The organism is Nocardia sp. NPDC087230 (assembly GCF_044744725.1).
Lineage (GTDB): Bacteria > Actinomycetota > Actinomycetes > Mycobacteriales > Mycobacteriaceae > Nocardia > Nocardia canadensis.
Genome location: NZ_JBIUYV010000007.1, coordinates 89581 through 102270, shown reverse-complemented (window position 1 = coordinate 102270; position 12690 = coordinate 89581). Strand labels below are relative to the sequence as shown.

The window sequence follows — 12690 nt, the reverse complement described above, 5'->3', positions numbered from 1 at the left end:
GCGCGGATTCAGAGCTTGCGAAGTCCAACGAGCACCTTCTCGAGGGTGGAAGCATCCAGCGACATCGCCACCGACAACGGTGGCCGAACGGTGATCTTCCCCGCGTGCAACAGGTCCCCCAGCAGCACCGTGGCGACGCCGACGGGCAGGCGCAGTTCCGCCGCGATCTCCACGACCGCGGTCGGCGCCCGGCACATGTCCAGGATCGCGACCTGCTCGGAGGTCATCCCCGCCGACGGCGCCGATTCGCTGACCACCAGGGTGACCAGGTCGAAGTCCTCGGTGGCCGGGGCCCGACCGCCGGTCAGGGTGTAGAACCGGTCCGGATCCTCGTCGCGGACCGACCTGCTCAATTCGGCGCTCCGCGTCTGGGCTGGGCGGCCATATGCTCGCCGAGCTGTTCGACCAGCTCGTGCATGGTGTGCCCGACCAGCCCCGCGTCGGCGTCCTCGGCGGCCACCACCGCTAAGTGCGCGCCGCGCCCCGCCTCGACCACGAACAGGATGCCGCCGTAGAACTCGGTCATCGACTGGCGAACACCGCCACGCCCGTCACCGAACTCGACGGAAGCCCCGTGCGACAGGCTCTGGAACCCGGCGGCGATCGCGGCCAGCTGATCGGCGCGGTCGACGTCGAGTTCCGGTGTGTGGCAGATCTTCAGGCCGTCCCCGGACAGCAGCAGCGCGTGCCGGGTGCGTGGGGTGCGGGCGAGCAGTTTCTCGAGCAGCCAGCCGAGATTCGTCGGGGCGGTGGTGGTCATCGGTCCTCCATGGGGTCGGGAGCAGTGGCGGCGCTGCCTGGGTGCTGGCCTGACTGATCCGCCCCGCGACCGGGCGCGGACCGCTGGAACGCGCCGAGCGCGGCCGGTTTGGCCGGTGCGGTGTCGGCGACCGGGGTCCCGGCCAGGCCGTCGGGATGGACTTTGGCCAGGGTGTCGCCCCTGCGTCGCTTGGGCAGGGCGGGTGAGGTGGACACCGTGGGCGTCGGCGCCTCGGCCGGGGCCTGGCGGGTCTGCTGGCCGACGGTCTCGGCCCAGCCCGATTCGTCGGTGGTCCTGGCGTGCTGGGCTCGCGGGGTGGGTGCGTCGAACTGGCCGAGGGTGGTGAGCTGGGGTTCGGTGCGACGCGGGGTCGGCGCGGCGAGCGGGGCGCGACCGCGGCGTTCGGCGCGGGCGGTGAGCTCACGCGGGACGACCACGACCACCGCGGTGCCGCCGATCGCCGACGGCCGATACGACACGGTGAGTTCGTGTTTGCGGGCCAGATGGCCGACCACGGCCAGACCGAGCCGGGTGCCCGACAGCGAGGCCAGGTCGGCACCCTTGCCCTTGTGGTCGCGCCCGCTGACCGCGGCCTCGGCCCGGCGCAGCGCCGAGTCGCTCATCACCAGGCCGCTGTCCTCGATCGTGATCACCACGCCCGCGGGCACTTCCGCGGCGTAGACGTGCACCTCGGTGGTCGGCGGGGAGAAGTTGCAGGCGTTGTCGAGCAGTTCGGCGAGGGTGTGCATCACGCCCTCGGCGGCGTGTCCGGCGATACCGACGTCGGCGACGGCGCGCAGCCGCACGCGCTGGTACCCGGCGACGCGACCCATCGCGCCACGCAGGATCGATTCCATCGCAATCGGTTTGGCCCACCGGCGACCGGTGCGAGCACCGCTGAGCACCGCGATGCTGTCGGCGAGGCGTCCGGTCTGCGCGGTGCGGTGGTCGATGTGGAGCAGATCGGTGAGCACGCGCGGGTCGGCGTGGCGGTGTTCCATCTCGCGCAGCTCGGCCAGCATCGAGGTGGTCATCGCCTGGATGCGGCCCGCGGCGCCGGCGAAGGCGGCCAGCGCGGCGGCGCCACGGCGACCGTTCTCCTGTGCCTCCCAGGCGTAGTGCGTCGCGTGGTCCTCGGCGGTGGTGATCCGCTGGGTCGCCTCGGCGACGGCCGCGGCCAGCTGCTGTTCGGCCCGGGCGGCGGCGGCCGTCGCGGCCCGGGCCCGCGCGCGCTGGCGCAGGGCGACGAACACCGCGGGGCAGGCGATCAGGGCGACGGCCAGGGTCGCGGCGAGAACCGGAATCCCGAGGGCGGGCGGTGTGAACACGGCGACCACCACGGCGATCGCGGCCAGCACCACCCCGGCCCCGAGGACGACGTAACCGGCGGCTCCCGCGGCCTCCCCGCGAGCGGTACGCTCCCCCGGCGACACAGCCGTCGACTGCGCCATCGGCCCGACTTCCGCAGTACTCACAGGCCCCCAACCACCAATCGGCACACCGAACACGCAGCACGACAGCCCGTTTCGATAACGCAGGCGAGCATATCGAGCCCTCGCCCCGCCTGCCACTCGAGCGGCGAGGGTTCATCACGAGTTCGACTGCGATTCGTTACCGAATCGGGATGTCCCCCACCCTCCGACCTGCGGTCATGCCGGGATCGCCGCACCGATCGTGGCGGCCGTCACGCCGTAACCGGAATCGTTGGGATGCAGGTGATCACCGCTGTCGAGCGCGTCGGCGAGCCGGGTCGGGTCGCCGGGCGCGGCCATCGCCCGGTCGAGATCGGCCACCGCGTCGAAGGCGCCGGGTGATCTGATCCAGCTGTTCACCTCGGACCGGAGACGGTCGCGGTCGGCCGAGTAGTACGGCGACCCGGCGAACGGCAGCAGCGTGGCGCCGACGACGCGCACCCCCGCCGCCCTGGCCGCGGCGACCAGTTCGCGATACCCCGCGACGAGCTGCTCGACCGAAACCTGTGGGGACACCTGACCGTCCGGACCCGTCGATCCGGCCAGGCCGATGTCGTTGATGCCGATCAGCACCACGACCGTGCCGACGCCCGGCTGGTCGAGCACGTCCCGGCGGAACCGGGTGAGCCCGCTGTCGCCCAGCACGGTCGAATCGGTGAGCAACCGGTTGCCGCTGATCCCCGCGTTCACGACGGGCCGCCGGCGGCCCTCGGCGGCGAGGTAGCGGGCGAGGTGGTCGGGATAGCGCTGATCGGCGTCGACACCGGAGCGGTAGCCGTCGGTGATCGAATCGCCGAAGGCCACCGTGACATCGCGAGGCCGGTCGCTCCGAACGGTGTCGACGCCGACCAGGAAGTACCAGGACTGGGACGTCTCGGTGAACGCCGCGGCGGTCGGGTCGGCGGTGTGCTCACCCGTCGCGCGGTAACTCGTCGCGGCCGCCTGGGCGTGTTGGGTGGCGGGGCCGGTGGGCGTGGCGAAGTACAGCGTCACCGCGAGCGCCTCGCCCGCCGCGACCGAGGTGGTCACGGCATCGCTGGAGACCTCGGCGCCCGGCGCGATCTCGAACGACCCCGCGCCGGTGACCGTCAGCGGTCGCACCGTCTCCGGGTGCACGGCGGCACCGCCCGCGCTGCGGGCGACCGTCGCGCCCGCGACAGCCAGCGGTGCCGTGCCGTATCTGTTCGACAGCCGGACCCGCACCCGCGGACCACCGTCGGTGAGCCGAACCACCTGGCGGACGGTCTGATCGGCGAAGCCCGCCGCCGACCAGTTCGGCGTCACCGCGGTGGCCGGATGCTGGGCGGCGGCCGCCCACGCGCCCGACCAGTCCGGCGGGGTCGCCTCGACACCGCACGCCACCAGGGTCAGCGTGGTCAGCGCGGTGACGAGCAGCCCGAGGCGGCGGGCGAGCCAGGTCATCCGAGGGTCCAGCTCATGCCGAAGGCCGACAGCGCGTCGAGGAATTCGGCCGGCTCGAACAGCTCGGCGGGCGCCAGCGCGCCCGGCGTGCCCGCGCCCGCGGCGAGCCGGGTGGCGACCTCGACCGCGAGCTGAGCGCTGTTGCGGTAGGCGTCGGGTCCGCTGCCGATGCCGCGCAGGGTGCGCCCGGCGTGGTGGACGTCGACGACCACCGAGTACGCGGCGGGCGCCGACGGCGTTTCCGGCGCGGCCGCCAGATCGTCCTCGGTGACGGTGCCGATGATCTCGAAGATCGACGTCGCCAGCACGCCCTCCACCGATCCCGCCGTCGTGTGCCGCGGGATCGTCACCACCGACGGCTGCGGGAACTTCCGCACCGCAATGGGTTCGGTGGCGCCGGGCAGCAGGAAGGTGGCGCGGCGCGCCTGGGAGCCGGTGCGGAACTCGCCGTCGGACCACGACAGCCCACCGCTGGTGAAGACGTCCAGATTCCGCAGCACCGTGCGCATGCTGCCGCGCGAGCCCTCCCCGCCCGGCAGCGCGACATGACTCAGCACGATCTCGTCGGCCCCGCCGAGCCGCTGCGCTCCGAGGTGGGCGAGCAGATCGCCGAAGATGCCGGCCTCGGTGGTCGCGGTGGCGAGGGTGACTCCGGCCGCGGCCGCGAGCGGGCCGTACTCGGTGAACACCCGCTCGACGAAGAGCTGTTCGCCCGCGACGTCGACGTAGTGGGCACCCGCCGAGATGGCGGCGCGCAGCACGCCGGCTCCGTTCCCGGTGTAGTCGGGCAGGGTACTGATCACGACGTCGATCCCGGTGAACGCCTCGACCAGGGCGGTGTGATCGTCGGCGGCGGCCACCCGGATCACCCCGCCGACCTCGGCGAGCCGCCCGGCGTCGCGACCGACCACCACCGGGTCGATGCCACGCCCGCGCAGCTCGTCCACCGCGAATCGGCCGACGTGTCCGGTGGCTCCGTAGACGGCGATCTTCATGTCGTTCTCCTTGTTCATCGGGATGATGAACTCAGACTATGCAGCGATGGTGAGACAGAAAATCATCCAGGATCTTCAGGAGATATCCAATCGTCTCGCAGCGTAGGGTTTACGACATGGATCTGCTCAGCGACGTCCTCGCCACCGCGCGGACCGGCACCCCCGCCTCCGGCATGTTCGTGCGGAACGCGCCATGGGGCCGTCGGTATCCGCACATCGACGGCGCCGGCTTCCACGTCGTCCTGCAGGGCTCGTGCTGGTTGACCCGGCCCGGCGTGGAACCGATCGCGCTCGGCACCGGCGACGCGGTGTTCCTGCCGCGCGGCATCGCCCACGATCTGCTCGACCAGCTCGACAGCCCGATCACCGAGACGGCCGGACCGGGCGATGTCCGGTTCGTCGACGGACCGGGCGCGCCCGCGACGCTGCTGTGCGGTTCATATCACCTCGCCGTCGACCGCACCCATCCGCTGCTGACCGAGCTGCCCGAGGTGGTGCACGCCCCGGCGCGGCTGGGCACGCACCCGGCGCTGCGGTCGGCCGTCGAACTGCTCGCCGCCGAACTCACCGACGCGGGCCCCGGCTCCGACGCGGCGATTCCCCCGCTGCTGGATCTGCTGCTGCTGTATCTGCTGCGTGCCCATCTCGCCGAGGCCGCGACGTCCTCGGGCTGGGCCGCGGCCGTCGCCGACGCCGACATCTCCCGATCCCTGCGCGCCATCCACGACGACCCGGCGCACGGCTGGACCGTCGAATCCCTCGGCGCCACCGCGGGTCTGAGCCGGGCCGCCTTCGCCCGCCGGTTCGCCGAGCTGGTCGGCGAGCCACCGCTGACCTACCTCACCCGCTGGCGGATGCTCACCGCCGCCCGGCTGCTGCGCGACACCGACCATCCACTGGCCACGGTGGCCCGGCGCAGCGGCTACGGCTCCGAGTACGCCTTCGGCAAGGCGTTCAAACGCGCGTTCGGCACCGCCCCCGGCCGCTATCGCGCGGCCGGGACACCGGTGCTCGTCGCGGGCGCGAGCTGAACCGTCAGGCGCGGACGGCAGGTGCCTCGACCTCGACGAGCAGGCCCGGTTCACTCGGCGCCGCGACGCCGAGCCGGCTCCCGGCATCGCGGCGCCATCGGCCGCGCTCGACACCGGAATCCCGGTACTCACCGCGCTGTTCGTGGCGGCCGGGGACGATCCCGAGCGGCGCGCGCGGCCGGTGGCGGCGGGCGGGCCGGTCAGTCGAGTTCCGCGACCGCCCTTTTCGCCGCCTCGGCAACCAGCGCGTTGGCCGGCTCGGCGTCCTGGTCCGGCTTGGTGGTGAGCACGGCGAGCACGAGCGGCGCGCGCCCCGGCGGCCACGCGACGGCGACGTCGAGGGCGGAGCCGTAGGCCGGGCTGCCGGTCTTGTCGCCGACGATCCAGTCCGCGGGCAGTCCCGCCTTGATGCGCTTGGCGCCGGTGGTACTGGCCTTCAGCCAGGCGGCGAGCTGCGCGCGCTCGGGCTCCGGCAGCGCGGTGCCGACGACGAGGGCGCGATAGTCGGCGGCCAGCGCGGCGGCCGTGGTGGTGTCACGTTCGTCGCCGGGGATGGCGGTATTGAGCTCGGGTTCCCAGCGATCCAGGCGCGACACCGTGTCACCGAGGGAGCGCAGGAACGCGGTGAAACCCTCGGGGCCGCCGAGCAGACGGAGCAGCAGGTTGCCCGCGGTGTTGTCGGACTGGGTGATCGCGGCGTCGCAGAGCGCGGCGACGGTCATGCCGGTGTCGATGTGGCGTTCGGTCTCCGGGGAGTTCACGACGATGTCGCCGGCGGTGTAGTGGATCACCTGGTCGAAGTAGCCGCTCGCGAGCGGATGGGCCTGCAGCAGCGCGCCGCAGGCCAGACCCTTGAAGGTCGAAGCCATCGGGAAACGCTCGTCCGCGCGGTAGGCGACGGTGCCGCCGGTGCCGGTGTCGATCACCGACAGGCCCAGGCGCGCACCGTATTCCGTCTCCAGCGCGGCGAACGAGAGCGCGGCCGCCGTGGTCGAGGAGACGGCGGGGGTGGTGGTCTCGGCGGCGCTCGAACAGGCCGGAACGGCGACGGCGGTCATCGCCAGCGCGACGGCGGCGAGGCGGCCGCGCAGGGTGGTGGTCACGAAGGAAGTCACCACCGCACCCCATCACCGCCGCCACCGCCCGGGCCAATACCCGACACGGCCGCCGGCGAGTCGGCATCGATATCGGCGCAGGTCGCCGCCGACCGGCGCGGACGAACGGTCGAGCGCCGACGCCGGATCCGGGGCGCCCGTGCCGCGCACGCTGGTTCAATGGCCGACATGGATCTGCTGCGTCACCTCCGGTTCTTCGTCGCGGTCGCCGACGAGGGCCACTTCGGGCGGGCGGCCGCCGCGCTGGAGATGACGCAACCGCCGCTGTCCCAGGGGCTGCGTCGGCTCGAACAGCATCTCGACCTCGAACTGATCCACCGCACCAGCCAGGGCGCGATGCTCACCGCCGCGGGCAGGCAGTTGCTGCCGCGGGCCCGGCTGCTCGTCGACGACGCCGACCGGCTGCTCGCGGAATCGGAGCGGATCGCCCAGCGCAGCGGCACCGTGCGGTTCGCCGCCACGACCGCGCTGCCGGACCGGCTGGTGGCCGCCTGCGTCACCGCGCTGCGGGTCCCGGGCGGCACCGTCTCGACCGCGCTCGGCACGACGGTCGATCTCACGGCCGAGGTGCGGGCCGGGATCTGCGATGTCGCCGTGATCGAACATCCGGCCCTGGTCGACGGTATCGACGCCGGTCCGGTCGTGAAACTGCCCCGATGGCTGGTGGTTCCGGCCGAGCACCGCACCACCACCGCCGAGCGGCCCACCTTCCCGATGCTCGCCGGACTCCAGTTCGCGCATCCCGCCCGCAGCGCCAATCCACCCGCCTTCGACACCGTGCTCGACCTGCTGCGCGAGCGCGGCCTCGACACCGGCACCCTCAGCGCGCCCGACGACCGCGCGGTGCTGGCCGCGGTCGCCGCGGGCACCTGTTTCGGCCTCACCGCCACCCCGCCCACGCCGACGCCGGGCGTGGCCTGGCTGACGCTCGCGCCGCAGTCGGTGGCTTTGCGGGTCAGGATCATTCGCCGCCCCGACGCCGCCGACCACGCCGACGCCCTGGACCGGGTGCTCTACCGCGAGCGCCTGCGATGAGCGTCACCGACCGGATCCGCGCCGTGTTCGCCGACGCGGGCTGCACCGGATGGCTGCATGCCCGCCGCTGCGACGACTCCCCCGCCGAGCTGTCGGTCGGCGGCCGTGAGCGGGTGGTCACCGCGTCGGTGTACAAACTGCTGCTGTTCGTCGCGTTCTGCCGGCAGGTCGACGACGGGCTGCTCGACCCCACCGCGCCGATCACCGTCGACCCCGCCGAATGCACCCCCGGCCCGACCGGCCTCGCGGCGCTGCACGACCCGGTCACCCTGAGCCGCCGCGACCTGGCCACGTCCATGATGACGGTGTCCGACAACGCCGCCGCCGACGTGCTGCTCGGCGAACTGGGCTTGGCCGCGGTGACCGATCTCGTCGACGCGCTCGGCCTCACCGAGACCCGCGTCCTCGGCGGCACCGCCGATCAGCACCGCAGTCTCGTGCGCGATACCGACACCCACACCACCGCCGAGGCTTTCGCCGCGCTCGCCGACAACGACGAGGCCTGGACGGTCTCGGCCTACGACCCCGCCTACGCCAGCGCCACCACGCCCGAGGAGATGACCCGCTTCCTGCGCCTGCTCTGGCGCGGCGACGTGTTGTCCACGGCGAGTACCGAATTCACTCGTACCGTGATGAGCAGGCAGATCTGGCCGCACCGGATCGCGGCCGCCTTCCCGCATCGCGGGGTCGTCGTCGCGGGCAAGACCGGCACCATCGGCATCATCCGCAACGAGGTCGCCGTCGTCGAGTTCCCCGGCGAAACCCCCGTCGCGGTAGCGGTTTTCACCCGCGCCGCCCGCGCCGACCCGACCCTGCCCGTCGTCGACGCCGCCATCGGCGAAGCCGCCCGCCTCGCCGTCACCGAACTCCGCCGCCCCCACTGACCGACCCCCGCGCGGCCGGATATGGCTAGCATCGTCGGTCGTGGGTGGAGATTCTTCCGGTGTCGGCCGGGTGCGGATGGTCGGGATCGTGGCGGGGGTCGTCGGGGTGGCGCTGGCGGTGGCGGCCCCGCTGCTGCCGGTGCGACAGGAGCGGGCGAGCCTGGACTGGCCGCAGCCGCAGTCGATGCAGCTGAGCGCGCCGCTGGTGGACTATGTGCCGTTGTCGCTGGAGCTCAGCGTGCCGTGCACGGCACTGCGGGACCTGACCGGGGCGACGGTGCTGGCGACGGTTCCGCCGCAGGCCCCGCGCGCGGGGTCGAAGGGACTGGTGGCGCGGATCGAGGACCGCCCGGAAACCGGCCGCACCCTCGCGGTCGTCCTGCGCGATCGACTGCTGCTGAGCGCGTCGCTGGCGGAGATCGCCGGTGGTGCGCCGCTCAGCGGTGGACCGGGCTCGTCCGAGAGCCGACCGTCGGGTACCGACCCCTCCGGCAGCACTCCCCCTTCCGGCACCGCCCCACCACCCGGCACCACGCCTCCCCCCGGCGCGACACCGCCACCCCCCGGGGCAGCACGGTCGGATGCTCCGGCCGGACCCGCAGCCGGTTCGCAGAACGACGCGCCTGCCGGATCGACACCGACCGGCCAGGGCACACCCACCGGGCCTGCTGCACCCGTGCCCAACGCTCCGCAGTCCGGCGCTCCCTCCGGGTCCGGCCCCGGCGCACCGACTGGCTCGGCACCCGCCGGGCCCGGCGCAACGAACGGACCGACCGGGTCGACACCTCCACCGGCCGGGGCGCCGGGTGGTGGAAACCCGAGCGGCGCACCGCAGAACAGGCAGACGGCCGGGTGCGGTGCATTGACGGTCGTGTCGACGGCGACGAGGACGACCGCCGAACTCACCGGGCTGACCAAGCCCGACGGGTCGCCGCTGCGGACCACCATCGTTGCCGATGTGCGCCCGCAGCTGGTCGGGGTCTATACCGAGCTGGACCGGGCGCGGGCGGGCGATGCGCGCCTGCACGCCGAGATCGATGCGCGGTTCTCGTCGAGTCCGAGCGGCTGGAAGCTGGCGGCGATCCTCGGTGCGGTGTTGTGCACGCTGATCGCGCTGATCTGCCTGCATCGCGGTGACATCCGCGACCGGCGGCGCGCACGACGCGTCCTGCCCGCGCGCTGGTGGCGCGTCACCGGCCTGGACGCGACGGTCGCGGGCACGCTGATGGTCTGGCATGTGATCGGCGCGAACAGCTCCGACGACGGCTACATCCTGACCATGGCGCGCGCCTCCAGGGAAGCCGGCTACACCGCCAACTACTACCGATGGTTCCAGGTCGCCGAGGCGCCGTTCGGCTGGCCCTACGAGGTCCTCGCCCAGCTCACCCGGATCAGCGACGCCGGACTGTGGATGCGCGTGCCCGCGCTGCTGGCCGCCCTGGTGTGCTGGCTGGTGCTGAGCCGGGAAGTGCTGCCACGCCTGGGTTCCCGCGTCGCCGCGAGCGCACCCGCCCGCTGGAGCGCCGCCCTGCTGTTCCTGGCCCTGTGGCTGCCCTACAACAACGGCCTGCGCCCGGAACCGCTGATCGCGGTCGGCGCGCTGCTCACCTGGTGCTCGATGGAGCGGGCGATCGCCACCCGCCGGCTGCTGCCCGCCGCCGTCGCGGTGCTGATCGCGGCGTTCTCCCTCGCCGCCGGTCCCACCGGTCTCATCTGCCTGGCCGCCCTGCTGGCCGGATCACGGCCGGTGCTGCGCACGATCATCGCCCGCGCGAGGACGGGCTCGGGACCGGCGCTGCCGCGCTACGCCGCGGTGCTGGCGCCGATCGCCGCCGCGGGCACACTCGTGCTCGTCGTCGTCTTCGCCGACCAGACCTTCGCGACGGTGCTGGAGGCCACCCGGGTCCGCCAGCTGGTCGGCCCCGACATGTCCTGGTTCGAGGAACGCACCCGCTGGGATTCGCTGCTCTCGGTGAATCCCGACGGCTCGCTGGCCCGGCGCTTCGGCGTGCTGGCCATGCTGCTGTGCCTGGCCGTCGGTGTCCTGGTGACCCTGCGTCGCGGCGGGCGCATCCCGTCCACCGCCCCTGGCCCGGTCACCCGCATGCTCGCGGTGACCTTCCTGGCCCTGCTGCTGATGATGTTCACCCCCACCAAGTGGACCCACCACTTCGGTGTCTACGCGGGTCTGGCGGGCGCGCTGGCCGCGGTGACCGCTGTCGCGCTGAGCCGCAGCGTCCTGCGGGCGGCCTACCTGCGCACCGTGTTCGCGGCGGCGGTGCTGTTCCTGCTCGCCGTCTGCTGCACCGGCTCCAACGGATACTGGTACGTCTCCGGCTACGGCGTCCCGTGGCCGGACCGGGCCCCGACCGTCGGCGGCATCGAGGTCTCCACCCTCTTCCTCGTGGCCACCGCCCTCACCCTGCTGGTCGCCCTGTGGCAGTACTACCGTGCCGCGCCCGAAGGAACCGAAACGAGCTCGCGCAGCGCCACACCCAGCGTTGCCGGCTCGCCGCACCCAACGGCCGACGACGCGGCCACCGCCACCGCATCCACGGGCGAGCCCGCGACGCTGCCCGGAACCGATGCCGGGGCCGCGAGCACGCCCAGGGCCGCCGGGCGATTCCGACTGCCGGTGATCGCGCCGCTCACCGTCGCCGCGGCGGCGATCGTGCTGTTCGACGTGGGATCGCTGGCTACCGCGGCCCTCGCGCAGTACCCCGCCTATTCGGTCGGTCTGTCGAATCTGCGGACGATGACCGGCGACTCCTGCGCGCTGGCCGACGCCGTACTGGTGGAAACCGATACGGCCGACTCGCTGCTGACTCCCTACACCGGCACCGTCGCCGACGGACTGTCCGCCGAGAACATCGGCTTCACCCCGAACGGCCTCGGCAGTCTCGCCCCCGACCCGGGCCCCGGCCAATCCTCCGCGCCCCCTTCGGGTTCGGGTCCGACCCCCGGCGGCCCTGGCGGCGCAGGACCGGGCAGCGCGGGTCCGGGCGGCAGCTCGGGGCCGGGTGGCGCAGCTCCCGGCGGAGCTGGGCCCGGCGGCTCAGGCGCGGACCCAGGCGGCGCGGCACCCGGCGGTCCCGGTGGGCCCGCGGGCGGTCCCGGCGCCACCCCCGGCGTGAACGGCAGCACCGTCGCCCTCCCGTTCGGCCTCGTCCCCGAACGCACCCCGGTCCTGGGCAGCTACTCCACCGGCGCGCCCCAACGCACTCAGCTGACCACCCAGTGGTATCGCTTGGACCTCGCTGCCGCCCAACAGGATTCGGCGTACCGGGTGGTGATCCTCACCGTGGCGGGCCGCATCGAATCCGTGGCCCCCGACGGCAGCCCCCTGCCGGGACAGCGCTTGCGGGTCGAGTTCGCACGCCGCGCGGACGACGGAAACGTCACGCCCACCGGCGAACTCACCCCGCCCACGGTCGGCGGCGCGCCCGGCTGGCGGAACCTGCCGATCGACCTGGACGCGATTCCCGCCGACACCACGGCGGTCCGGCTCGTCGCCGCGGCGGGCGAACCCGATCCGATGCAGTGGCTGGCGGTCACGCCCCCGCGCCTGCCGAAACTCTCGTCGCTGAACACCGTGGTCGGCACCACGGCTCCGGTGCTCGGGGATTTCCAGGTGGGACTGGCCTTCCCGTGCCAGCGGCCGTTCGATCACCGCAACGGTGTCGCGGAGATGCCGATCTGGCGGATCCTGCCGGACAAGCTCAACGCGCAGGTCTCCGAGACCTGGCAGGGCGACACCGGCGGCGGCCCGCTGGGCTGGACGGGGCTGCTCATGCAGTCGCGCACCCTCCCGGCTTACCTCGCCGAGGACTGGACCAGGGACTGGGGCGAACTCCAGCGCCTCACCCGCCTGATCGCCGCACCGACGGCGGAGATCACGGTCCGCGCCGACGACCGGTGGGGCTGGACGAACGAAAGCCCCATCAGGACAAGCTGATTCGGTGAAAAAGAAACCGCC

Annotated in this window: 10 protein-coding genes; 4 read left to right on the top strand and 6 right to left on the bottom strand. The window is 73.2% G+C overall.

From position 1 onward, the window contains the following. Nucleotides 1–8: 8 nt before the first annotated feature. From ACIO52_RS23445 to ACIO52_RS23425, 5 genes are all read right to left on the bottom strand, one after another. Nucleotides 9–353 carry a DUF742 domain-containing protein gene (locus tag ACIO52_RS23445; protein WP_218716995.1) on the bottom strand — a complete coding sequence of 115 codons (345 nt, stop codon included), beginning with the start codon at nucleotides 351–353 and terminating at the stop codon, nucleotides 9–11. Continuing rightward, complete coding sequence (locus ACIO52_RS23440) at nucleotides 350–760, bottom strand: roadblock/LC7 domain-containing protein (RefSeq protein WP_218716994.1); 411 nt, start codon at nucleotides 758–760, stop codon at nucleotides 350–352. The genes ACIO52_RS23445 and ACIO52_RS23440 overlap by 4 nt, the downstream gene beginning before the upstream one ends. Continuing rightward, a complete protein-coding gene (locus ACIO52_RS23435) occupies nucleotides 757–2235 on the bottom strand; it encodes an ATP-binding protein (RefSeq protein WP_308248391.1) in 1479 nt (492 codons plus the stop codon). Before ACIO52_RS23435 ends, ACIO52_RS23440 begins: the two co-directional genes overlap by 4 nt. 174 nt (nucleotides 2236–2409) lie before the next feature. Continuing rightward, entirely contained in the window at nucleotides 2410–3654 is a 1245-nt protein-coding gene (locus ACIO52_RS23430; protein ID WP_316575742.1) for a GDSL-type esterase/lipase family protein, read from the bottom strand. After that, nucleotides 3651–4649 (bottom strand): saccharopine dehydrogenase NADP-binding domain-containing protein, encoded by a 999-nt coding sequence (locus ACIO52_RS23425; RefSeq protein WP_402646768.1) that lies wholly within the window; start codon nucleotides 4647–4649, stop codon nucleotides 3651–3653. Before ACIO52_RS23425 ends, ACIO52_RS23430 begins: the two co-directional genes overlap by 4 nt. 116 nt (nucleotides 4650–4765) lie before the next feature. On the opposite strand from ACIO52_RS23425, the gene ACIO52_RS23420 reads away from it, so the two are divergent. Beyond that, nucleotides 4766–5680, top strand: a complete 915-nt coding sequence (locus ACIO52_RS23420) for an AraC family transcriptional regulator (RefSeq protein ID WP_218716991.1) — start codon at nucleotides 4766–4768, stop codon at nucleotides 5678–5680. A 200-nt stretch (nucleotides 5681–5880) separates the two neighbouring features. On the opposite strand, the gene bla is transcribed toward ACIO52_RS23420, so the two are convergent. Next, nucleotides 5881–6738: a class A beta-lactamase gene (gene bla, locus ACIO52_RS23415; protein WP_402646992.1), complete on the bottom strand. Its 858-nt coding sequence runs from the start codon at nucleotides 6736–6738 to the stop codon at nucleotides 5881–5883. Between the two features lie 216 nt (nucleotides 6739–6954). Here bla and ACIO52_RS23410 point away from each other — a divergent pair, with 216 nt between their 5' ends. The 3 genes from ACIO52_RS23410 to ACIO52_RS23400 are packed head-to-tail and all read left to right on the top strand — an operon-like array spanning nucleotide 6955 to nucleotide 12669. Continuing rightward, nucleotides 6955–7830, top strand: a complete 876-nt coding sequence (locus ACIO52_RS23410; protein ID WP_218716990.1) for a LysR family transcriptional regulator — start codon at nucleotides 6955–6957, stop codon at nucleotides 7828–7830. After that, the gene (locus ACIO52_RS23405; protein WP_218716989.1) at nucleotides 7827–8714 is read left to right on the top strand and encodes a serine hydrolase; all 888 of its coding nucleotides are present in this window, start codon (nucleotides 7827–7829) and stop codon (nucleotides 8712–8714) included. Before ACIO52_RS23410 ends, ACIO52_RS23405 begins: the two co-directional genes overlap by 4 nt. A 40-nt stretch (nucleotides 8715–8754) precedes the next feature. Next, on the top strand, nucleotides 8755–12669 hold the full coding sequence (locus tag ACIO52_RS23400) for an arabinosyltransferase domain-containing protein (RefSeq protein ID WP_402646763.1): 3915 nt from the start codon (nucleotides 8755–8757) through the stop codon (nucleotides 12667–12669). The last annotated feature ends 21 nt before the right edge of the window (nucleotides 12670–12690 follow it).

Excerpts from the sequence above, each read along its gene's own strand:
- ACIO52_RS23440 (WP_218716994.1), bottom strand. The coding sequence starts at position 760 with ATGACCACCACCGCCCCGACGAATCTCGGCTGGCTGCTCGAGAAACTG.
- ACIO52_RS23430 (WP_316575742.1), bottom strand. The coding sequence starts at position 3,654 with ATGACCTGGCTCGCCCGCCGCCTCGGGCTGCTCGTCACCGCGCTGACC.
- ACIO52_RS23425 (WP_402646768.1), bottom strand. The coding sequence starts at position 4,649 with ATGAAGATCGCCGTCTACGGAGCCACCGGACACGTCGGCCGATTCGCG.
- ACIO52_RS23420 (WP_218716991.1), top strand. The coding sequence starts at position 4,766 with ATGGATCTGCTCAGCGACGTCCTCGCCACCGCGCGGACCGGCACCCCC.
- bla (WP_402646992.1), bottom strand. The coding sequence starts at position 6,738 with ATGACCGCCGTCGCCGTTCCGGCCTGTTCGAGCGCCGCCGAGACCACC.
- ACIO52_RS23410 (WP_218716990.1), top strand. The coding sequence starts at position 6,955 with ATGGCCGACATGGATCTGCTGCGTCACCTCCGGTTCTTCGTCGCGGTC.
- ACIO52_RS23405 (WP_218716989.1), top strand. The coding sequence starts at position 7,827 with ATGAGCGTCACCGACCGGATCCGCGCCGTGTTCGCCGACGCGGGCTGC.